Raw genomic sequence first — 19,454 nt, forward strand, 5'->3', positions numbered from 1 at the left:
ATGGCAAAGATTATTCAGTTATCCGATGACCTATCAAATAAAATTGCAGCTGGTGAAGTGGTCGAACGTCCGGCTTCTGTTGTGAAGGAGCTCGTGGAAAATGCAATCGATGCTAGTAGTACTGTCATTGAAATCGATGTAGAAGAAGCAGGACTTTCTTCTATTAGAATTATTGATAATGGGGTGGGAATCGATGCTGAAGATTGTAAGCTCGCCTTTCAGCGTCATGCGACGAGTAAAATCAAAGATGAAAATGATCTGTTTCGTGTCAGGACGCTCGGTTTCAGGGGGGAGGCGCTGCCAAGTATTGCCTCCGTCTCTCACTTAGAAATGAAGACAAGTACCGGTGAAGGTGCTGGAACACACTTAGCTCTCCAAGGCGGGAAGATCATTTCGGAGAAAAAAACCTCTGGCCGTCGCGGCACGGAAATTGTGGTCACCAATTTATTTTATAATACGCCAGCCCGTCTAAAATACATGAAAACTGTTCATACGGAGCTTGGCAACATTTCTGATGTTGTGAACCGAATTGCACTTGCTCATCCAGAAGTGTCGATTCGTTTGCGACATCAAGGAAAAGTGCTGCTTCAAACAAATGGAAACGGAGATGTGCGGCATGTGCTTGCGGCCATTTATGGAACGGCAGTGGCCAAAAAAATGCTGCCACTACATGTACAATCACTTGATTTTGAAGTGAAAGGCTATATTTCCTTACCAGAAGTGACAAGGGCATCACGTAATTATATGTCTTCCGTTGTCAACGGCAGATATGTCAAGCATTTCCCGCTGGTGAAAGCCATTCACGAAGGATACCATACACTGCTCCCGATCGGACGCCATCCGATTACATTTATTGAGATGAAGATGGACCCAATTTTAGTCGATGTGAACGTACATCCTTCTAAACTTGAAGTAAGACTAAGTAAAGAGCAGGAACTTCATGAGTTGATCAAACAAGGGATTAAAGACGTCTTTCAAAAGCAGCAGCTTATTCCAAGTGCTTCAGTGCCAAAAAAAGCACCAATGCCAGCAGTGAAAAATGAGCAGCAGTCTTTATCTTTTGATTCTAAACAAACAATGAAAAGCCGAATGGAAACACCTGTTTCCTATGAGCCGGACTCGCTCGAATCGGCTGTATACGAGACCAGTCAGAACGACACATACGGGGTGCGTGAACCGGAAAGTACGGAAGCAACTTTACCAGCATCGTCTGAAGAAACGTTTGACCATGTATATGTAGAGGAATCTGCAGCTTCGCATGAACAACATGACGAAGTGATACTGGAAGAGAGTGAAGCCCAGCATCAGGCTGAAAGTGAACGTGTCCCTGTGATGTATCCGATTGGACAAATGCACGGAACGTATATTTTGGCTCAAAATGAACGCGGTCTTTATATCATCGATCAGCACGCTGCCCAAGAGCGAATCAAGTATGAGTACTTTCGTGAAAAGGTAGGAGACATTGAACAGGAAGTGCAAGAAATGCTTGTTCCATTAACCTTTCACTACTCAAAAAACGATATGTTGATTATTGAAGAGCATATCGATATTTTAGCAAAAGTAGGGGTCTTCTTAGAGCCATTCGGATCAGGCAGCTATATCGTTCGATCGCATCCGCAGTGGTTTCCTAAAGGAGAAGAGGCTGAACTCATCGAAGAAATCATTCAGCAAGTACTTGATGAAAAGCGTGTGGATATCAAGAAACTGAGAGAAGAAGCGGCGATCATGATGAGCTGTAAAGGCTCGATTAAAGCAAATCGTCATTTGCGTCACGATGAAATCAAAGCCTTATTAGATGAACTCCGGCAAACACAAGACCCATTTACATGTCCGCATGGCCGGCCGATTATGATTCATCATTCCACATATGAAATGGAAAAGATGTTTAAACGGGTGATGTAGCAAGGTTTTAGATGGTGGGTGAATAGGTTTGCCCACCTTTTGCCCACCGATTAATTTTCAAGGTACTTTTCAAAACGCAAAACGCTTTCTGTTTCGTGTTTTTTTGTAACGTGAAGATAAACATCCGCTGTCATGTTTATGGTCGCATGCCCGAGGCGGTCACTCACTGTTTTAATATCGACTCCACTTTCAAGAAGCATGATTGCATGAGTATGTCTTAGCCCATGAGGAGTAATGTGATGTAGGTTTGTTTTCGACAGGATCGAGTCAATAGCTTTATTAATACCAAACGTTCCTATATCTTTTCCATTGGGTGAGGCTATCAAAAAATTAGGTTCTTGGTATGCAACCCCATATTTAATTTTGTTTTTCTTTTGCCATATACGATACTTTTTGAGTTCAGTTATTAATGTGTCATCAATAGCGATTGTACGGATACTAGACTTTGTTTTAGGTATTTTTACGCCATATTCATTTCTTGACTTATTAATCCGTATCGTCTTTTGGTTAAAATCAATGTCATTCCATTGAAGAGCGATCAACTCTCCTTTTCTTATCCCAGTTCTTAGTAAAATTAATGCAATGATGTAATGATGGAAACGTGACTTTTTTGCAGCATTAATAAATATATTCACCTCATCTTTTGTAAGGTAATTTATCTTGTCATCATTTACATTACTATCTTTTTTTATAGAAATATTTGAATACTTATTATGCGTTAACATTTCAAGCTCTACTGCTTTATTTATTGCTGAACAAAATATTGAATGTATGGTTTGAACTGTAGATTTAGCATATTTGTTTAATAGATTGTTGATATATCTTTGGTAATCAACTCTTTTTAATTGACCTAATTTGTTCTGTCCGAGATGGGGGATGATATTCTTTTCAATATACAATTTACGGTTCTTTAAGGTGCTAGGCTGACATTGAGAACCGTAAACATCAAGCCATTCATATAACCAGTCTTTTAATAATACCTCTTTACTTTGGATAATTTCATGCTTACCTAAATAAATCTGTTTTTCAATTTCTGCTGCTTCAATTTGTGCTTCTTTCTTTGTTCTAAATCCTCCTTTGCTTTTTTCTTTTCGCTTTCCTTTAGAGTCAGTAATGGTAATACGGTATTCCCAACTCTTACCCCGTTGTCTAAAGCTAGCCAAGATAGTTCACTCCCTGCTTTTATTTTCAGGTCCTTTCAAGAACATTTGTTCCATTTTTTGCTTAAAAAAATACTACGGTAATTTTGTACAAGTTCTTTCGGAATGCCATATTCTTTGAATTCACAATAAGTAATACCCCTTTGAACGGAAGAAAACAGTAAATGCATGGCGAAAAAGTTTGCTTCCAGTTCAATTTTTTCAGTTGAAAAGAAAGTGTGTCTTTTCAAGAATGGAGTATTAGAATCACTATGAAGCAAAGCGTGTCCTAGTTCGTGAGCGCAAACAAAAAAACTGGATTTTTCACTTACCTTTTCATTTATGTGAATGAATTTAGTACGAAAATGTTTGCTGTAATATCCCAGGGTATTCCCTAAGTCTTCATGAATAGTAATGATTCCAAGTTTATTGGCAATGAAAAAAGGATCAGTTGTTTTAAATCTACTTTGTAATTTAGAAACAGTTTCAGTAATATCGCCCATGATTTAAAATATCATCCCTTATCTATATTTTTTAGGAGTGTATTTTTGTTTTGCTATTTTCTTTGCTATTCTCAAAGTGTTCTCGAGACTTGCAATTAAAAGTTCTTTATCTTCTTCTTCCATGTCATCAATGGATTGACCGTCAAAGGCAGCATAACTATTTCCTTCAAGTCCGTTTATGATTTTTTGTAATTCCTTTTGTATGTCCTTCTCATCTTTTTCTGTTAAATCAAAATTTCTTTTAACTTCTGTGCGTCCCAAAAGGTAATCCGTTGACACGTCAAAATAATCCGCAATTTTTTGGAGTTTATCAGCTCCAGGGGTTTGAGTTTTTAACCTGTATAAAGTGTTTTTTGAATAGCCAAGCGATTGTTCTAAATCATTAATAGAAATTTTTCTTTCGTTGCATAACTCTTTCACTATGTCAAAAACCGTCATATCAACCATCCTTGTGAGCTAGTCAAACAAAATTAAATTTTAAGCATAAAAACACTTGATTAATTTATGCCTATAGTTTAATATTGGTGACATAAGCTAATTAGTTAGCTAAAAGACAATAAAAAATACGACCTACGAAAAATACATTTTAGACGCTGGGGAGCAATGAAATGTACAATTACAGGCTTTTTAAAGTCTTATTTAGCTATGGGTATATATTAAACTATACGCATAAAAAGGTCAATGGAATTTAGCTAATTAATTAGCTTTTTATATTTTTTGGAAGGAGGCAAGACTTTAAATGCAATTTCTCACAGCCGCTAGAGTTAAGTCAGAAATGTATGTGCAAGGTATGACGCAAAAACAGTTAGCAGAAATGTTGGGTGTGTCTGCCCCTTATATCAGCGACATCATCAACGGTAAAAAAACGGGAAGAAAAGCACAAGAACACGCTAAACACATTTGCAAAATATTAGGGATATCCGAGAGGGGTGGATGGGATTAATGATCACTTTTGAAATTGATCAAAGTCTTTTAGAAGAACAGCTTTCAAAAGAGCTTTCAAAACGACTTGATGCGATAGAACACAGGGTCACGTTTTGGGACACAAAAGAATTGTGTAAGCAAACAAACATGAGTCTCAACTTCATAAAGGAAACATTTTTTTATGATCCGAGATTTCCAAAATATCGAGTCGGCACGAAATGGCTTTTTCCTGCAAAAGAATGTGAGCAGTTTTTAATAAATTGGTTGAAAGAACAAGCCAGGGGATAAACGAGGGGGTAGATCGGCTCAAATTTGAGCGCATAAAAGGAAAGTCCGTATTTGGGCTTACCGATTCCCCAAACTTGGGGAATGGCAAATAACTTGAAAAGGAGGCTCTAAAAAATGAATGAAAAGAAATCTAGATTAGACAAGGGCAATTACAGGAGAAATGCTTATGAAGAATTTAAAAGCAATTTCAAAAAATTAATTGCTGATCATGAAGACGAATTAATCGAGTTGATCAGAACCGTTTCGGAGACCTACAACGATGTTGAAAGAGAATTAAATGCATTACGACAAGAGGCGACTTATCACGGAGATAAAATTCTTTTAGAAATAATCAATAGGGTTGAAAAGCGTTTTGCGCTTGAAAAAGGTAGCTTACCTCTCAAGTAAGCCACCATTAGTTTTTAAACTACTGATATAGATTTGATAGCCGATGTGAAATAAATGGTTTTATCTAGGCCATCACCAATTGAGAACAAGTCATGAGAGAGTAGGAATCCGCCAATTCCTAGCCTTTCGTCAGACGTCGCTAAAGCTGAACCATCTTTCTCAAAATCACCTTGCAGATTACCCATATACATTTGCTGGAGATAAAAAATATTTTCATTTGGCTTGTCTGTTCTTGATGCGTTATTGATCCCAATTAGTAAAGTGTTTTCATCTATTTCAATTTTATCGCCATCCAGAAAATTAATTACTACCATATTTAAACACCTCCCTTCAAAAATATTCTATCAGAAGGGTAGTGTTCAGTGCGATGAATTTTCAGCACACCTAATTTCAAAATCTCACTCGGATATTTTCCCGAGTCAAAACAGGAGGAACAACATGAATAACAATTTACAAGTAATTGAGCAGAATGGACAGCTTTTGGTGGACAGTCGAGAAGTAGCGGAAATGACTGGCAAACTTCACAAGAACCTTGTGAGAGATATCGAAGGATATTTAAAGGTTTTGGGTCAAAGCTCAAATTTGAGCCCTGATAGATTCTTTATTGAAAGCACATACCAAGCAGGAACGGGGAAACTTTACAAACATTACCTACTCACAAAACAAGGTTGTGAAATGGTTGCCAACAAAATGACAGGCGAGAAAGGCGTATTGTTCACCGCTGCATACGTGACCCAATTCAACGAAATGGAACAGAGCCTACAAAACTATTCGCACCTTAGCCCGCAGCTTCAACAAATGATTCGTCTTGAGCAAAGACAGAAGGAAACAGATGAGCGGATTGGCAAACTAGAAAACAATCTATCTATCAATGCGTATCAGCAAACCGTCATTCAAAAGAGAATCAATAAACGTGTATACGAACTTGTCGAGCGATATGGAGGAGAAGAAGAAATTAAACGCCGTATGTTTTCGAGCATCCACCGCAATTTTAGGGACGCTTTTGCAGTGCCGACATACAAGGATTTAAGAAAGCTAGACTTTGAAGAAGCCATTTCATGGATTGGCACATGGCGACCGTTAATTTAAAGATGACGGACTATGTTGAACATAGGGGGTAGTTTCAACCGACACCCTCACAGCGCAATTTTGCGCCGTCAAATTATGAAGAAGCTATGAACTGGTGTCGTTTTAAATGACTGGAGATCACGTAACGTTTCGTTACCCCACCATAAACAAAAAAACTCACTCCTCAAAGTTGTGGAGTCAAAACAAACAGAAAGAAAGAAGGTAGAACAAATGAAATTGTTGATAGAAAATATTTGTCCCGAGCCAGTAGATCGTGAGAGTTTTATCCGAAATACACAATCTGTGGTCGAACGTAAAGGTCTTGTTATGTATTCCAAAGAGGAAGGCAACAACAACGGTATTATGTTTGAAGTTGTGGAACAGAAAACAAGTGAGCGTGGCAAGGTCATAAATACCTTTGACATGAACGGGGTTCCCTGTGTTCTGCGATTGAGAGAAGCAACAGAACAAGAAATACTAAACGTCAAAGCAAAAGTGAAAGCACAAGGCGAAGGCGCAAGCATTCCGTCGGAGGTTTCTATATCAATTGACAAGATCGAAACACAGGAGGTAACGGCATGAGCGACAAGCAAATGACAACAATCACAACATGGAATAAGAGACTAAAGAAGGTTTACAGAGAGATAAAGGAAATTGAACCGCTCTTAACTGCTGCTATCAAACAGTATGAATGCATGTATTCGCACGGTATTAAAAAGATCATGCAGGCTAATTTGAAAGAGATTATGGTAGGAGTGCCAAAGGAAGAAGCCGTTGAATTATTGGGTCCCAAGTTGCTAGATGTATTCGAGTGGAACGGCGTTCTACCAGTAGAGAAATACAGCAAATTCAATGCTTTGATTTGGTCTAAACGTATTCAAAAAGAACTGGATCAGCAGGATGAAGTCATTAGGTATTATCGAAACCGCCTATGGAGAATTCATTCTTCGCTTGAAAAATTAGAGGAAGCGTATAGAAAGAATTACGAAAAGAAAAAGGCTAGAAAAGTCTTTGAGTTGATGCATCAAGTGACATACCTTATTTTCTTCCGACCTCAACGGGTTACGGACATTGCTTATCTTATTGAAATGTGTTTCTTCACAATGAGCAAAAACGACTTCTTATCATTGCTGTCAATTGATCACAGAAAAGAAAGAGCGGAAGAAGTGAAAAGTCACATTGATTCTATTCCGGCAAAAGTTGATTTTAATACGTTTTGTCACTTTGTTCATGACTGGGTGTTAGAAGATGAAAACAATGACGTGTTTTTCTCAATCCTTTCACACATAAATGTCGAGGAAGCAGTTCAAAGATATGACAAATACAAGTTAGAACAAGCTAAATAAAAAAACTGATCCACTCGGGATCAGCATAGATTTCTTACTTGTCATCATTATAGGGTCATGCAAGTAAGGAAGGGTATCGGGAAGCTCCTACACTTCCCGATATTGAATAGACTTTAACACGATTAACAAAAAAATACAATAATCAAATTTGAGATAAAAAGGGGATTTTTAAAATGAACTTAATGGGGACACCTTCAAAGGTATTCAAAGCGAGAGCGAAGCTAGAGCATATCGGTCGTCAAGATGAAAAAGAAGCTTACATGTATGATGCGGGCATGGTTTCTGTTCTAAAATTTGTTGCTACCAAAATACTTTACGGTCCTCAAGGTCCGCTTACCGCTGACATTGAATGGTCTGAATCAACAGTACAGGCACAAGAAAATGTAGATGATTTATACGAGAAACTAGAAGGATTGTTGTCTCACTCAAAAAATCTATTGAAAGACTTTGATTCAGCGCACGCAGCAAAAGCGGGTCTTGAGGTAGAAGACGCTTTTGTAACCGGATTTGTGGCAGGTTTCCGCTACTTGATGGATCAAGCAGCATACAGCAAAAACGTAAATTTTCTAAAGTAAGGTGATTGATATGGTCGGTTGGATCAAGTTGCATAGGAAGATTAGAAGTAACCCAATTTTCAATGATCCGCAGTTATTAAGGTTATGGCTAATATGTCTAACAGAGGCTTCGCATACGGAACATGATCAGATAGTGGGTAGACAAACAGTGAAGCTAAAGCCAGGTGATTTTGTAACAGGTCGTTTTGCTTTGATGGACATGTACAATACCGGTCTTAAATCTAAGGACAGGGTAAAGGGAGAAAAGACAATTTTTCGTTGGCTGGAACAGCTTCAAGAAATGGGATATTTGACAATAAAAAAGACCAACAAGTTCAGCATTGTAAGCATTGATAATTGGGCTATTTATCAAGATGGGGCTTCCGAAAACGACAACAGTCTGACCATCAAAAGACCATCAAATGACCATCAAATGACCACAAACAAGAATGTAAAGAATGATAAGAATGAAAAGAAGATAAATAATTCTCGTCACAAGTACGAACCTTGTGACATGGAGAATGCCAATTTGCTTTATCAAAAAATACTTGAAAATAATCCGCAAGCTAAAAAACCGAACTTAGAAAAATGGGCTAGTGATTTTAGGTTGATTAGACAGATCGACAAGCGGACGGATGCACAGGTGAAGTATTTGATTAACTGGACGCAAAAAGATGGTTTTTGGAAATCGAATATATTAAGTCCTGCAAGTCTAAGAAAGCAATTCGATAAATTAACCGTAAAAATTAAAAGCGATAGAGAAGCAGCAAAGAGAAAAGTGGCTGTGAATGAAAAGGAGTTTGATTTGACAGATGACTAAAGCAGAGACACTTGAATTGTTAAAACTAATCAAGACATATTACGAGCATTTTGAGTTTGATCAAACAAAGCTAGACGCATGGGCAAGAATCTTAAAGCCCGAGAATTACGAGAAGATCGAGGCGAATTTGATCGTTTATGTGAAATACAATCAGTTTCCGCCTAAAGTTGCTGATCTAATCAAAGCGAAAGAGGCAAGAAAAGACCGATCCGCTGCCATACCGAACGCCGTGGAAACTCAAAACTTTCTTGCTGAAATGGACAAGGCTGAACCGACCGAGGAAGAACAAGAACAGATCGAGCGGCATAAAGCAGAGATACGAAAGGTACTTGGGATAGGTGATCCATCATGACAGGAGCGGTATTTTATTACAACGATGAAGCGGAACAGCAATATCTAGGCGCAATCTTACAAGAGCCGGATTTGATTAAATATTCGCAGCTCAAGCCGCTGCATTTCTACCGACAACAAAATCAATCCATTTTCAAAGCCTTTCAAGAGCTTGATAAAAAGGGCGAACCTATTGACCTAGTCGCAATTATTGAACATGTTGGGCGTGAAAATATAAAAAGTATAGGCGGTAGAGAATACTTATCCGGGTTGATGAATACAGCAGCCACCACCGCAAGACAGTCCTACTTTGAAAATGTGATCATTGAATACTGGCAAAAGCGAGAGATTGCAAAAATAGCCGCTGACCTTAAAGAATCATCCAAAAGTGAGGACACAAGTCAAGTCATTCAAGAAGGTATTAGCTCTCTCATGAGTTTAGAGGATGTGACTGGCACGGATGATGATGGGTCTATCAATAATGATCTTGTGGAAATCTATCAGGAGTTAGAAACACCTAAAGGTGATGTAACTGGTATGCCTAGCGGTTTTACTGAATTGGATCGAATGACGTCGGGTTTTCAGAAGCAAGAATTTATCATCGTCGCCGCTCGTCCATCGGTAGGAAAAACCGCCTTTTGTTTGAATGTCGCAAGTAACTTCATGGAAAACCCGCTCAACTTAAATAAAGGCGGAGCGGTTGGCATTTTTTCGCTTGAAATGTCACGTAAGCAATTAATAAAACGGATGCAATCAAGCATAGGAAACATTAATGCTCAATCCATTCGCACGAGTAATTTAAACGCTGATGAGTGGGGCAGATTAAGCAAAGTGAACGGGGTTTTAGATAGTGCCGCTCTTAGAATATTTGATCAACCGGGCATGACGATTAATGACATTTGGGCAAAGGCTCGCAAGATGAGAAGGGAATTTGAAGGCAAGGACATGATGATCATTATTGACTATCTGCAATTGATCGTCGGAAATCCAGTCCACAGAGGAAATAGAACAGCAGAAATCGGAGAAATTAGCCGTATGCTCAAGCAGATGGCGAGGGAATTGGACATTGCTGTCATAGCATTGAGTCAGCTTTCACGTGGAGTTGAACAACGCCAGGATAAGCGCCCTATGATGTCAGATATTCGAGAATCAGGGCAGATCGAGCAAGACGCTGATGTGATCGCCTTCCTTTATCGTGATGATTATTACGACAAAGAAACAGAGAATAAGAACATTATTGAAATCATTATTGCTAAACAGCGTAACGGTCCAGTCGGAACTGTGTCACTAGCGTTCGTCAAAGAATATAACCAATTCGTCAATTTGGAATATAGACAATCGTCATGACGGTCAAAGATTGGTATAACGAGGCGATGACATTCAATTATTACGCCTTGATATTGCTGATCGAATTTCTTGTTTACGAAAAGGCAGTAATAAAATGGACGGACCAAGATGAAAAACTTTTCTTTTACTTACAACCGAAATTTCATTCGAGAATGAATGAGCATTTGAAAAACTATCATACAAAAATTCAATTGGAGGAATCGGGCATATGAGCAATGGAAAAGAGCGGTTAACAGAGGAGCAAAGACAATTTTATATTGGATGGCTAACCGTTGCCGGGCGAGGGTATTCACGGGAGTTTTACGAGAAAATGAATGACCAGGAACTAGAAAAACAATATTTGCTTAATGTTCCTCAAGAAATTTAACTCAACGATATTTTACGTTCAGTAACAAAGTGAGGCGAGGAAAATGAAATATCGACTATTAATCTTTTATATCGTGTTTGGATCGGTTTCTGTTTTGGCTGTTATGAATATGAATTAAGGAGGCATTGAAAGACTTGAGATTACAAGAGATTCCAAGTAAAATTATAGATATTGAGACTTTTGACGCAGGAAAAGAGCCTTTAGTTTTTGTTTTATCTAACGGCATATTGAAATATGCACCGCTGCCGCCACATGGTGAAACAAAAATTGTTACTCACAATAACAAAGTGACTCGATTGCTTTATAACGAAGGCGAACTATTTGAATAAAATCGACCTACCGGAAAGCCGGGGGCACTGATCATGACAGCAAAGCGCTGTTTGATTGGTGTCCCTTTTTTTATTTTCAGAAAAGGAGAAAAACCAAAATGAAAACGTTGAGAGCTGCTTTTATAAAAGCGGGCTATAAATCTATGCCAACAAAAAGAACTGACGTTCCTAAGAACAAATCTACTCGAAATCACACGCAGAAGCTTTCAGAAAAAGAAATAAGAGAACTTATGGGTGTTTACCGCCCAACATATAAAAGAGGGCGTGGCGTGGCGTTAAAAAGCAAATAAAAGGGGGAAGTATTCTTATGTTGGGTGAACCGCCTGTAATAGATAAAAAAGAAACGAGAAAAAGAGTTGAAAGGATTCTCGACAACTACCGCTTATATCTTCTTCAAGTCCCGGACGATATGCTGCCGAAGATAACAGGAGGATTCAGCATAGTGCCTCCCGCTACTACCAACGCTTTCCGCTCATCCACAGAAAGCACAGCGATTAAACGTATTGAATGGGAGCAGAAACGAAATGCCTTTCTTGAGAAGGTGCAAAGAGCGGTCAATCGTCTTCCGTATAATGAGAGACAAATAATCATTAAACGTTACATGCAGCAAGAACCTGTTTTCGATTACCAGGTATACAATGAAATCGGCATGAGCGAAAGATCGTATACACGCTTGAAAGGAAAGACATTCCTAGACTTGGCGTATGCGCTCAATGAAGTTGTATATAAAGCACCCGTTTAGAGGTGTTTTTTTCGTTCGACAAATTTTGCAAAATCGTTTCAAATGCTCATGTTCTGTCGATATAAAGACAGGAGGTTTTGAGAAGTGAAAATGTCAAGTACGTATTCAAATATTATATTTTTAATTATAATAGTATCTTTATTTTTAGGTGATCTTATAATTTATACAGGGCTACTGAATTTGTTTTTTGAAGATAAAGAAACATTGTGGGCGGGAATAATTGGCTTCACTGGTGCTGTTATAGGTGGGGGAATAACTTACTATGGGATTAGAATGCAATTAAACCACAAAGATCGGGAGGTTTTTATACAAAGCGTGCAAGCTAGAACAGATATTATCCAAGAGTACTTAAGTAAATATGGGCCTTATTATTATTATGCTTTGGATTACACTACGAATGGTATTCCTAGAGACTATAATTATGTAATTAATGAGTTTATAGATCTTATACAGGATGAAAGAATTTCTCATATGAGTGTTTTAGATTACGAAGCTTCTAAAAAAATTAGAAATCTTACAAACTCTCTAATGGAGAATAGAGAATTCGATCTTACAATTATCGATCCAGTAAAAGCTTTAAAAGACATTATGGAATTTTACGAACTAATCAGGAATTTTTCTTATCAACTTGAAGACAGGTTTATAGAATTAAAAAGAAATATTTAGAGAAGATTTATTAAAGCATCCTACGGGGTGCTTTTTTGTTGGCGTAAAACTGGCGTGTTTTTGGCCTAATGTTGGCGCATCATGACAGAAAAAAGGTTGTAATATTGTATTATGCAATGATTGGTAGGATAGATAACTTGATTATGATTCCAATATATATATAAAAGATGGTACCAGTTAAATAAACTGATACCTATTCATATTATTTATCCTTTTGGAGGAAATGGATCATTACCATAACTGTCACGAGCTCTTATTTTTCCATCTTTACCATGAATAAATAACTCAGATTCTTGATTGCGGGCAATCTCTCTGCCTGCGGCAATTGCATCTTGTTGAGTTTGGTGTACAGAGGATGGTTTTTTATTGCCTGCACCTTTCACCTGCCAACCATTTGGGTGCTTTGTTATATGTTGATTAGTCATTAAATCACCTCCATTCTATATAAATTATAATTCAAAAGGACTGAATGTATCATAGTTTTTTTTTATCGCTGACACTTAAAATCGTTCGACAAATTCTGCAAATGGTTCTATGTTCTCGCTTTTTGCCGATATAAGAGATGGAGGTGATAACATGACAATTTCTAAAGAACTAGATCAGAAGATTAGACAAGCATTAACTTCAAAAGTAAAGAACCCTTGCGAAAAATGTGGACACCCAGGAGTTGAAATTTTAGATAAAATGATAAGATTAGATGCAAAAACTCAAGAAAATGTTATTGAAATTGGAGGTCCTAGTATACAGGCTATTGTAGTTGCTTGCACTAATTGTGGTAAATTAGACCTGTTTGCACCACAAATATTAGTTTCAACTGAATCTTAATTTAAAAGCACCCTATGGGGTGTTTTTTTTATTTGCTGTAAAGCGTCCCTGTCTGTTTACAAAAACAATGGCGGCTAACAAACAGGGGCGGCTTAGATCAAATAAAAAAGGAGAGATTGGCGATGTCATTTACAAAACCAACAAGTTTGAGTTTTGCAAAGTCAACTGATGATGATGTGAAAGATAAAGAACGAGACTTTCAAAGAAATCTACGTTTAGGGATATTAACACTAAATGAAGTGCGGGTACATTACGGATTGAAGCCAATTGGTGAGTTAGGGGAAGTCATTTATAGGGCGGAAAAATGCCGTTAAAACGTTGTAACGCACCGTCATGCCGTGAATATATAGACTGGACCGAACGCTATTGTATAAAGCACCAGGGCTATGCTGATAAGCAATACAACAAAGATGTGAGATACAACAGGGAGAACGAAGCGCACTACAAATACTATCAAAGCAGAGAATGGAAATCACTTCGAGAAGCAAAGAAGCGTGAGAGTCATTACAGATGCGCTGTGTGTGCCGCAGAAGGACGTGTAAACATCTCAAATAGGTTAGTGGTCCATCATAAGCATAAAGAGCTTAGAGAGGTATTCCATGACGATATAGAGCGCACTGATTTAAACAACCTTGAAGTGCTTTGTCAGTTTCATCATAACCAGGTGACATTTAAGAAGTGATTAATTTTAATTGATATCTTTTGTAATATTTTCTATAATGTAGGAAATTTATCTGCTGAGGAGAGAAGTATATGAGCGAAGTCACTTTGCTTGGTTTTTTGTCCCCTTCAAATATTCCAAAAGTGTATGATAACTTTATTTTACAAAAAATAAATAACATTCATAAACTTATGGAATATGTAGAAGATGTATTTGAGAAAAGAAGTAGTGATTTTATAGAAAATTTACCCGATGAAGATTTAAAAAAATACGATAAATCTGAATTACCGTGGCTTGATCCATATGCTAGAGATTTTGAACAGATGAATAGATACTCATTTTTATTAAGGATCCATTTTTTATTAGAAGAGTATGTTGTTGAACTTTGTAGGCTTGGAAATAATAAAGCGTGGAAAAATTATAAAAAAAAACATTCAAAAAAATATTCGAAAATAGTTATGTGGAACACTTTAACTAGTGCAGGTTCATTCATTACGGAAAAACTTGAACAGGAATTTCCTTGCGGAACAGAAGAATGGTTAACTATTCTTAAAGTACATCTAATTAGAAATGAGATAGCCCATAATGGAGCTGATATTGGTAGGTCAAGAAAGTACAAACAACTTGAAAATAAAATTAATAAAATGAAGGGAATTAGTATTGGTCCTCATAACTCTATCATTTTAGAAAGAGATTTTTGTTTTGATTATCTTAAAACTGTATCGGAATTTTTGTCTAATCTTTATAAAAATTATTCAAGTCCCCCCGACAATTAACGGGGTGGGCTTTTTTGATTCCTGGAAATCGGCGTCCCCTCAACTTTAAAAAAAGTGTTGAAATGGAGTTTTGATTTTTCCCGTTTTTTGCGGTTTTTCACTTATTCATAAAATGGCTTGATCCTTTACAGGCGTTGAGATAGAGAGGAATTACTCATTTGTTTGATTGCCTAAAATTAATAGGTTGGATTTTGCTGAAAGGTGGTGGTTTTTATTGGCGAGACGAAAACAAATGACGGACACATTAAAAGGGCAAATATCAAACGAAGAACGAGAGCAGCGGCAGCAGCATGAAGAAAAATTGAAAGGCATTTCGCCATTGAAAGAGAACCCGCCTTATTGGCTGTCAACAATGGCAAAAAACGAATGGATCAGAATTTACCCTCATATTATCGAGCTGCCTATTTCGGAACTGGATCGCACTTTGTTGGCTATGTACTGTAATAGTTACGCACAGTATCGACAGGCACTAGAAGATGTGGCAGCAGAGGGACAAGTCGTTTTTGAAGTAAATAGTAAGGGGTTTGAAGTGAAAAAGAAAAACCCGTCTATTGAAATCATGATGCAAATGTCGAAAGAGATTCGAGCCATTGCGGGACAACTTGGTCTTGCGCTTGATGCCCGATTGCGTCTAGTCGGTTTAGGTGATGACAGCGAAGAAGACGATATATTTGAGGCAATGAGGCAGGATGACGACGATTAAAAAAGACCCCGGTACTCTTTACGCTGAAAAAGTAGTAAACGGGGAAATTGTAGCAAGTAAAAAAGTCATCCAGGCTTGTAAAAGACATTTGCGGGATCTTGAAAAATCAAAAGACCCTAACTATCCATACGAGTACAAGCCGAAAAAAGGGGCGAAGGTTGTAAAGTTTCTTGAAATGCTGCCGGATATTTCAACGGGAAAACCTACGTCATTAGCACTCTTTCAAAAATTCATTGTCTATATGATATTTGCTTGGCGAGTCAAAGAAACAGGATATAGACGATTTACAAAAGCATATATCAGCATGGCACGTAAAGGCGGTAAATCCGTTCTTGTTGCCGGGATCGCTTTATATGAATTACTTTTTGGCGATGCACCTAGATATGATAGACAGATTTACACGACGGCAAACTCTCGTAAACAAGCAAAAGCGGTTTTTAACATGATTGTCATGCAACTTAAAAAGTTGCGGAATAAATCAAAACAAATTAAGAAAATGACCAAGATCATTCAAAATGAAATCCGTTTCTTGTTAGAGGATAGCATCATCATGCCGTTATCTCGTGATACAGATAACCTTGACGGCTTAAACGTATTACTTGGCATTCTTGACGAATTTCACACGGCTACAAATACTAAAATGTTAGAAGTTTTAGAGTCCTCACAAATGCAACAAGATCAAAGCCTCATTTTGATCATTAGTACAGCCGGTTTCAAATTGAATGGTCCTATGTATGCTCAAGAATATCCGTATGTGACGGATATATTGAGCGGAAAGAAAGAGAACGAAAGTTATTTTGCCGTTGTCTATGAACAAGATGATGAAAAAGAGATAAGCGACGAAAGCACTTGGATAAAAAGTAACCCGTTGCTTGAAGTTGAAAGCATGAAAAAGAAATTGCTCAAGAACTTACGCAAAAAATTGAAAGAAGCCCAGGAAAAAGACGATCTGAACGGAACGCTTGTTAAGAACTTCAATTTGTGGCGTTCTGCTTCTTCGGATAGTTTGCTTAATGGCGACGATTGGAAAGATTGTGCCATTGAGGAAAAGCCGGATATTTACGGGAAGCCTGTTTATATCGGTGTGGATTTATCCAGGTCGGAAGATTTATCTTCATTAGGCTTTATTTATCCTTTAGAGGATGCCGAGGAAAACTTTTTTGTTGATAGTCATTCGTTTGTCGGACGTAAAGGCGGTTTAGAAAACAAGATACAGCGTGACAAAATTGATTATAGAAGGCTTGAGCAAGAAGGGTATTGCACAATAACAGACAAAGAGTCCGGGATCATTAATTTACAACAAGTGATTGACTACATGGTCGATCACATAACGAAAAATGATTTGCAAGTGAAGGGCATCTTTTATGATCCATATAACATTTCATTGTTTTTAAATGAAATTGAACAATATGGCTATCCTGCTATTGAAGTAAGGCAAGGGGTACGGACATTATCAGAGCCGACGAAAAACTTTAGACTCAACGTCATGGATCAACGCCTTCTTCATACAAACAACCCATTGCTAAACCTTGCAATTAATAACGCCATTTTGAAAAAGGTCAATGATACGGTGCAGATCGACAAGGACTTGAACCGTGAAAAAATTGACCCGATCGCTGCCTTAATGAATGCATATACAGAAGCAATGTACCATTACGAGCAAAACGAAACAGATTGGGACGCCTACTATCAAAGTGAAGACTTTGGAATATAGAAGGAGGGGAAAGAGTGCCAAAACAATTCAATCATCTAATTTTAGGAGTATGGCGGTTCTTCATATCGAACCTTCATACTCTTTTATTTTTGTTAGGGCTAATCCTCATCAATACCGCCGTTTATATGGTCGGGATGATTTTGGGGATTGCGACTAGTGGTATTTTGCTAGTCTTTGTTGCCATTCTTCTCAACCATGAAACAGAAAGGGGGTAGAGGAAATTGGCGTTCTTTAGATCAATCAATCAACAAAGCGCAGGACAAAGGGAATTTAATGAAATTTTGGTGGGCTTAGATGGTTTAAGCTATGTGCCAGCAACAGCCATTAAAAATAGTGATGTGTTCACAGCGGTTCACGTTTTGTCGTCAGACATAGCAGCAAGTCCGATCATGATTAGAAACGAAGGAATAGAAGAAAAGGATAGTGACTTGTTTCAGCTTATCAACGAGCGCCCTAACGAATATTACTCGGGGTACTCATTCAAATATATTCTTGTCGCCAATGCGCTTTTAAACGGTCAATCGTTTGCTTATATCAAACGGGATAAGGACGGCACGCCCTGGGAACTTATTCACATGTTAAATAGCGAAGTCTCGGTTGATCAAATAAAGGGACGGAACGATATTGTTTATCGTTATTATCCTGCTGACGGAAAAGAAGCTATTTTGAAACCTTCTGACGTGCTGCATATCAAGTTTTCCTCACTGGATGGGGTAAACGGAAAGAGCCTCTTATCATGTCTCAAGCACGAACTTGAAAGCCAGGAAGCGGGCAAAAGACTTGTCACGGACTTTTTTAGACGTGGCACAAATTTAAGCGGCATTGTAACGCTTAAAAAAGGCGTACCGTCGCCCGAAGCAAGGGAAAACTTGCGTAATGAATTTGAAAAGGTCAATTCGGGTGTTAGGAATCAACAAAGAATAGCGGTTTTGAGCGAAAACGAAGAATTTAAGCAGCTAGAAATCAGTACAAAGGTTCTTGAGATCGTCAACAACTACACGCATTCAACCAAACAAATTGCGAAAGTGTTCGGGCTGCCGCCTCATAAGTTGGGAATCGAGCAAGTGAACACTTCACTAGAACAAGCGAACCTGGATTATTTGACAAACACCCTTTCAAATTACTTTGCTGCCATTACAGCGGAGTTAAATTTCAAAATGCTTTTTTACCCGGAAAGCAGGACCAAACGTTTTCAGTTTGATGCAAGACGATTTAAGGAAACAGACGCTAAAACAAAGCGAGAAAACGTCATTGCATTACTTCAAAACGGCATTTATTCGCAAAACGACGCATTAGCAGAATACGGGATTGCGCCTATTGAAAATGGAGATAGGCGCTTTATGAGTTTGAACTATGTGGATGTTGACATTATGGACGAAATCCAAAAAGCAAAGGCGAAGGGGCTTCCTATTCCTTCACTTGATAAAGGGGGTGATGATATTGGAAAAGGAGATTAGAGCCATTCAAGAGGGTTCACTAAAGGCTACAGAAGAAACCGATAAAGGCAGGATGATCACAGGTTATGCATTGAAATTTGGTACACGCAGCCGAAACCTGGGCGGCTTCATTGAAACCATTGAAAAACGAGCGCTGCAAAATGCTGATATGTCAGATGTAAGGGCGCTTATTGATCATGATCCGTCAAAGATTCTAGGAAGAACCAAAGCCGGAACACTGAAACTATCTGTGGATGATATTGGCTTGCGTTTTGAATTGTCTCTACCTAACACGCAATACGCAAACGATCTATACGAAAACTTGAGACTTGGCAACATTTCAAATTGTTCATTCGGTTTTCATCTTGCGAAAAACGGCGACAGCTTTAAACGTGATGAAGAATCGGGGCTGCCGTTGCGGAGCTTAACAAATATTTCACGGATTACTGATGTTTCTATCGTCACTTATCCAGCTTATGAAGATACGGACGTATCAATTGCACAACGGCATTTAAAGCAGCATCAAAGCAGCTATTTAGAAAAAGAGAAAATCAAGTTAGAGCTTGACCTAATTAAATTAAGTCTTTGAAAGCACTCGTACATTGCGGGTGCTTATTTTATTTGGAA

Annotated in this window: 30 protein-coding genes; 25 read left to right on the plus strand and 5 right to left on the minus strand. The window is 38.1% G+C overall.

Annotation, left to right across the window (positions count from 1 at the left end; genetic code table 11):
* Positions 1–1,902, plus strand: a complete 1,902-nt coding sequence (mutL, locus tag MKY11_RS08395) for a DNA mismatch repair endonuclease MutL (protein WP_342502010.1) — start codon at positions 1–3, stop codon at positions 1,900–1,902.
* A gap of 50 nt (positions 1,903–1,952) precedes the next feature.
* Here the strand turns inward: mutL and MKY11_RS08400 are convergent, their stop codons facing one another.
* Genes MKY11_RS08400 through MKY11_RS08410 form a run of 3 tightly spaced genes read right to left on the minus strand, consistent with a single transcriptional unit; the run spans position 1,953 to position 3,982 of the window.
* A complete protein-coding gene (locus MKY11_RS08400) occupies positions 1,953–3,065 on the minus strand; it encodes a site-specific integrase (RefSeq protein ID WP_216942340.1) in 1,113 nt (370 codons plus the stop codon).
* Positions 3,066–3,100: 35 nt separating this feature from the next.
* Positions 3,101–3,544 (minus strand): ImmA/IrrE family metallo-endopeptidase, encoded by a 444-nt coding sequence (locus MKY11_RS08405; protein WP_327855545.1) that lies wholly within the window; start codon positions 3,542–3,544, stop codon positions 3,101–3,103.
* 18 nt (positions 3,545–3,562) lie between these two features.
* Positions 3,563–3,982, minus strand: a complete 420-nt coding sequence (locus tag MKY11_RS08410; protein ID WP_342502011.1) for a helix-turn-helix transcriptional regulator — start codon at positions 3,980–3,982, stop codon at positions 3,563–3,565.
* 301 nt (positions 3,983–4,283) lie between these two features.
* On the opposite strand from MKY11_RS08410, the gene MKY11_RS08415 reads away from it, so the two are divergent.
* The 3 genes from MKY11_RS08415 (at position 4,284) to MKY11_RS08425 (ending at position 5,143) form a co-directional block, all read left to right on the plus strand.
* Entirely contained in the window at positions 4,284–4,487 is a 204-nt protein-coding gene (locus MKY11_RS08415; RefSeq protein ID WP_034317533.1) for a helix-turn-helix transcriptional regulator, read from the plus strand.
* Complete coding sequence (locus MKY11_RS08420) at positions 4,478–4,756, plus strand: group-specific protein (RefSeq protein ID WP_342502012.1); 279 nt, start codon at positions 4,478–4,480, stop codon at positions 4,754–4,756. The genes MKY11_RS08415 and MKY11_RS08420 overlap by 10 nt, the downstream gene beginning before the upstream one ends.
* 114 nt (positions 4,757–4,870) lie before the next feature.
* Complete coding sequence (locus MKY11_RS08425) at positions 4,871–5,143, plus strand: hypothetical protein (RefSeq protein WP_282067016.1); 273 nt, start codon at positions 4,871–4,873, stop codon at positions 5,141–5,143.
* A gap of 14 nt (positions 5,144–5,157) precedes the next feature.
* Here MKY11_RS08425 and MKY11_RS08430 read toward each other — a convergent pair whose 3' ends face one another.
* On the minus strand, positions 5,158–5,457 hold the full coding sequence (locus MKY11_RS08430) for a hypothetical protein (RefSeq protein WP_282067015.1): 300 nt from the start codon (positions 5,455–5,457) through the stop codon (positions 5,158–5,160).
* Positions 5,458–5,581: 124 nt separating this feature from the next.
* Here MKY11_RS08430 and MKY11_RS08435 point away from each other — a divergent pair, with 124 nt between their 5' ends.
* The 12 genes from MKY11_RS08435 (at position 5,582) to MKY11_RS08490 (ending at position 12,712) form a co-directional block, all read left to right on the plus strand.
* Positions 5,582–6,232: a Rha family transcriptional regulator gene (locus MKY11_RS08435; RefSeq protein ID WP_342502013.1), complete on the plus strand. Its 651-nt coding sequence runs from the start codon at positions 5,582–5,584 to the stop codon at positions 6,230–6,232.
* Positions 6,233–6,442: 210 nt separating this feature from the next.
* Positions 6,443–6,793, plus strand: coding sequence for a hypothetical protein (locus MKY11_RS08440; protein ID WP_282067011.1), 351 nt, complete (start codon positions 6,443–6,445; stop codon positions 6,791–6,793).
* Entirely contained in the window at positions 6,790–7,557 is a 768-nt protein-coding gene (locus MKY11_RS08445) for a hypothetical protein (RefSeq protein WP_342502014.1), read from the plus strand. The genes MKY11_RS08440 and MKY11_RS08445 overlap by 4 nt, the downstream gene beginning before the upstream one ends.
* A 173-nt stretch (positions 7,558–7,730) precedes the next feature.
* Positions 7,731–8,132, plus strand: a complete 402-nt coding sequence (locus tag MKY11_RS08450) for a hypothetical protein (RefSeq protein WP_342502015.1) — start codon at positions 7,731–7,733, stop codon at positions 8,130–8,132.
* A gap of 148 nt (positions 8,133–8,280) precedes the next feature.
* The gene (locus MKY11_RS08455; protein ID WP_342502016.1) at positions 8,281–8,931 is read left to right on the plus strand and encodes a Replication protein O; all 651 of its coding nucleotides are present in this window, start codon (positions 8,281–8,283) and stop codon (positions 8,929–8,931) included.
* On the plus strand, positions 8,924–9,283 hold the full coding sequence (locus MKY11_RS08460) for a replicative helicase loader/inhibitor (RefSeq protein ID WP_342502017.1): 360 nt from the start codon (positions 8,924–8,926) through the stop codon (positions 9,281–9,283). The genes MKY11_RS08455 and MKY11_RS08460 overlap by 8 nt, the downstream gene beginning before the upstream one ends.
* Positions 9,280–10,608, plus strand: coding sequence for a replicative DNA helicase (dnaB, locus tag MKY11_RS08465; protein WP_342502018.1), 1,329 nt, complete (start codon positions 9,280–9,282; stop codon positions 10,606–10,608). The genes MKY11_RS08460 and dnaB overlap by 4 nt, the downstream gene beginning before the upstream one ends.
* Before the next feature lie 208 nt (positions 10,609–10,816).
* On the plus strand, positions 10,817–10,975 hold the full coding sequence (locus MKY11_RS08470; RefSeq protein ID WP_342502019.1) for a hypothetical protein: 159 nt from the start codon (positions 10,817–10,819) through the stop codon (positions 10,973–10,975).
* 134 nt (positions 10,976–11,109) lie between these two features.
* Complete coding sequence (locus MKY11_RS08475; RefSeq protein WP_149865381.1) at positions 11,110–11,304, plus strand: XtrA/YqaO family protein; 195 nt, start codon at positions 11,110–11,112, stop codon at positions 11,302–11,304.
* 98 nt (positions 11,305–11,402) lie between these two features.
* Positions 11,403–11,594, plus strand: coding sequence for a hypothetical protein (locus tag MKY11_RS08480; RefSeq protein ID WP_342502020.1), 192 nt, complete (start codon positions 11,403–11,405; stop codon positions 11,592–11,594).
* A 17-nt stretch (positions 11,595–11,611) separates the two neighbouring features.
* Complete coding sequence (locus tag MKY11_RS08485) at positions 11,612–12,046, plus strand: ArpU family phage packaging/lysis transcriptional regulator (RefSeq protein WP_342502021.1); 435 nt, start codon at positions 11,612–11,614, stop codon at positions 12,044–12,046.
* 84 nt (positions 12,047–12,130) lie between these two features.
* Complete coding sequence (locus tag MKY11_RS08490) at positions 12,131–12,712, plus strand: hypothetical protein (protein ID WP_342502022.1); 582 nt, start codon at positions 12,131–12,133, stop codon at positions 12,710–12,712.
* Between the two features lie 206 nt (positions 12,713–12,918).
* Here MKY11_RS08490 and MKY11_RS08495 read toward each other — a convergent pair whose 3' ends face one another.
* Entirely contained in the window at positions 12,919–13,137 is a 219-nt protein-coding gene (locus MKY11_RS08495; RefSeq protein ID WP_342502023.1) for a DUF2188 domain-containing protein, read from the minus strand.
* A gap of 151 nt (positions 13,138–13,288) precedes the next feature.
* On the opposite strand from MKY11_RS08495, the gene MKY11_RS08500 reads away from it, so the two are divergent.
* The 9 genes from MKY11_RS08500 to MKY11_RS08540 all read left to right on the plus strand — a co-directional run bounded on the left by MKY11_RS08500 (position 13,289) and on the right by MKY11_RS08540 (position 19,416).
* Positions 13,289–13,537 carry a hypothetical protein gene (locus MKY11_RS08500; protein WP_342502024.1) on the plus strand — a complete coding sequence of 83 codons (249 nt, stop codon included), beginning with the start codon at positions 13,289–13,291 and terminating at the stop codon, positions 13,535–13,537.
* A 122-nt stretch (positions 13,538–13,659) separates the two neighbouring features.
* Positions 13,660–13,851, plus strand: coding sequence for a hypothetical protein (locus MKY11_RS08505; protein ID WP_039963148.1), 192 nt, complete (start codon positions 13,660–13,662; stop codon positions 13,849–13,851).
* On the plus strand, positions 13,842–14,219 hold the full coding sequence (locus MKY11_RS08510; protein WP_342502025.1) for an HNH endonuclease: 378 nt from the start codon (positions 13,842–13,844) through the stop codon (positions 14,217–14,219). The genes MKY11_RS08505 and MKY11_RS08510 overlap by 10 nt, the downstream gene beginning before the upstream one ends.
* Positions 14,220–14,290: 71 nt before the next feature.
* Positions 14,291–14,974 carry a hypothetical protein gene (locus MKY11_RS08515; protein WP_342502026.1) on the plus strand — a complete coding sequence of 228 codons (684 nt, stop codon included), beginning with the start codon at positions 14,291–14,293 and terminating at the stop codon, positions 14,972–14,974.
* A 214-nt stretch (positions 14,975–15,188) separates the two neighbouring features.
* The gene (locus MKY11_RS08520) at positions 15,189–15,677 is read left to right on the plus strand and encodes a phage terminase small subunit P27 family (RefSeq protein ID WP_148943591.1); all 489 of its coding nucleotides are present in this window, start codon (positions 15,189–15,191) and stop codon (positions 15,675–15,677) included.
* A complete protein-coding gene (locus MKY11_RS08525; protein WP_342502027.1) occupies positions 15,664–17,391 on the plus strand; it encodes a terminase TerL endonuclease subunit in 1,728 nt (575 codons plus the stop codon). The genes MKY11_RS08520 and MKY11_RS08525 overlap by 14 nt, the downstream gene beginning before the upstream one ends.
* Before the next feature lie 14 nt (positions 17,392–17,405).
* The gene (locus MKY11_RS08530) at positions 17,406–17,606 is read left to right on the plus strand and encodes a hypothetical protein (protein ID WP_144739479.1); all 201 of its coding nucleotides are present in this window, start codon (positions 17,406–17,408) and stop codon (positions 17,604–17,606) included.
* A 6-nt stretch (positions 17,607–17,612) separates the two neighbouring features.
* Complete coding sequence (locus MKY11_RS08535; protein ID WP_342502028.1) at positions 17,613–18,848, plus strand: phage portal protein; 1,236 nt, start codon at positions 17,613–17,615, stop codon at positions 18,846–18,848.
* Positions 18,826–19,416: an HK97 family phage prohead protease gene (locus tag MKY11_RS08540; protein WP_342502029.1), complete on the plus strand. Its 591-nt coding sequence runs from the start codon at positions 18,826–18,828 to the stop codon at positions 19,414–19,416. The genes MKY11_RS08535 and MKY11_RS08540 overlap by 23 nt, the downstream gene beginning before the upstream one ends.
* The last annotated feature ends 38 nt before the right edge of the window (positions 19,417–19,454 follow it).

Origin of the sequence: Bacillus sp. FSL W7-1085, from assembly GCF_038595035.1 — a bacterium.
Lineage (GTDB): Bacteria > Bacillota > Bacilli > Bacillales > Bacillaceae > Bacillus > Bacillus altitudinis.

Bases quoted from the DNA above. Each gene is read 5' to 3' on its own strand.
- mutL (WP_342502010.1), top strand. From the start codon at position 1: ATGGCAAAGATTATTCAGTTATCCGATGACCTATCAAATAAAATTGCA.
- MKY11_RS08405 (WP_327855545.1), bottom strand. From the start codon at position 3,544: ATGGGCGATATTACTGAAACTGTTTCTAAATTACAAAGTAGATTTAAA.
- MKY11_RS08410 (WP_342502011.1), bottom strand. From the start codon at position 3,982: ATGACGGTTTTTGACATAGTGAAAGAGTTATGCAACGAAAGAAAAATT.
- MKY11_RS08415 (WP_034317533.1), top strand. From the start codon at position 4,284: ATGCAATTTCTCACAGCCGCTAGAGTTAAGTCAGAAATGTATGTGCAA.
- MKY11_RS08420 (WP_342502012.1), top strand. From the start codon at position 4,478: ATGGGATTAATGATCACTTTTGAAATTGATCAAAGTCTTTTAGAAGAA.
- MKY11_RS08425 (WP_282067016.1), top strand. From the start codon at position 4,871: ATGAATGAAAAGAAATCTAGATTAGACAAGGGCAATTACAGGAGAAAT.
- MKY11_RS08430 (WP_282067015.1), bottom strand. From the start codon at position 5,457: ATGGTAGTAATTAATTTTCTGGATGGCGATAAAATTGAAATAGATGAA.
- MKY11_RS08435 (WP_342502013.1), top strand. From the start codon at position 5,582: ATGAATAACAATTTACAAGTAATTGAGCAGAATGGACAGCTTTTGGTG.
- MKY11_RS08440 (WP_282067011.1), top strand. From the start codon at position 6,443: ATGAAATTGTTGATAGAAAATATTTGTCCCGAGCCAGTAGATCGTGAG.
- MKY11_RS08445 (WP_342502014.1), top strand. From the start codon at position 6,790: ATGAGCGACAAGCAAATGACAACAATCACAACATGGAATAAGAGACTA.
- MKY11_RS08450 (WP_342502015.1), top strand. From the start codon at position 7,731: ATGAACTTAATGGGGACACCTTCAAAGGTATTCAAAGCGAGAGCGAAG.
- MKY11_RS08460 (WP_342502017.1), top strand. From the start codon at position 8,924: ATGACTAAAGCAGAGACACTTGAATTGTTAAAACTAATCAAGACATAT.
- dnaB (WP_342502018.1), top strand. From the start codon at position 9,280: ATGACAGGAGCGGTATTTTATTACAACGATGAAGCGGAACAGCAATAT.
- MKY11_RS08470 (WP_342502019.1), top strand. From the start codon at position 10,817: ATGAGCAATGGAAAAGAGCGGTTAACAGAGGAGCAAAGACAATTTTAT.
- MKY11_RS08480 (WP_342502020.1), top strand. From the start codon at position 11,403: ATGAAAACGTTGAGAGCTGCTTTTATAAAAGCGGGCTATAAATCTATG.
- MKY11_RS08485 (WP_342502021.1), top strand. From the start codon at position 11,612: ATGTTGGGTGAACCGCCTGTAATAGATAAAAAAGAAACGAGAAAAAGA.
- MKY11_RS08495 (WP_342502023.1), bottom strand. From the start codon at position 13,137: ATGACTAATCAACATATAACAAAGCACCCAAATGGTTGGCAGGTGAAA.
- MKY11_RS08500 (WP_342502024.1), top strand. From the start codon at position 13,289: ATGACAATTTCTAAAGAACTAGATCAGAAGATTAGACAAGCATTAACT.
- MKY11_RS08505 (WP_039963148.1), top strand. From the start codon at position 13,660: ATGTCATTTACAAAACCAACAAGTTTGAGTTTTGCAAAGTCAACTGAT.
- MKY11_RS08510 (WP_342502025.1), top strand. From the start codon at position 13,842: ATGCCGTTAAAACGTTGTAACGCACCGTCATGCCGTGAATATATAGAC.
- MKY11_RS08515 (WP_342502026.1), top strand. From the start codon at position 14,291: ATGAGCGAAGTCACTTTGCTTGGTTTTTTGTCCCCTTCAAATATTCCA.
- MKY11_RS08525 (WP_342502027.1), top strand. From the start codon at position 15,664: ATGACGACGATTAAAAAAGACCCCGGTACTCTTTACGCTGAAAAAGTA.
- MKY11_RS08540 (WP_342502029.1), top strand. From the start codon at position 18,826: ATGATATTGGAAAAGGAGATTAGAGCCATTCAAGAGGGTTCACTAAAG.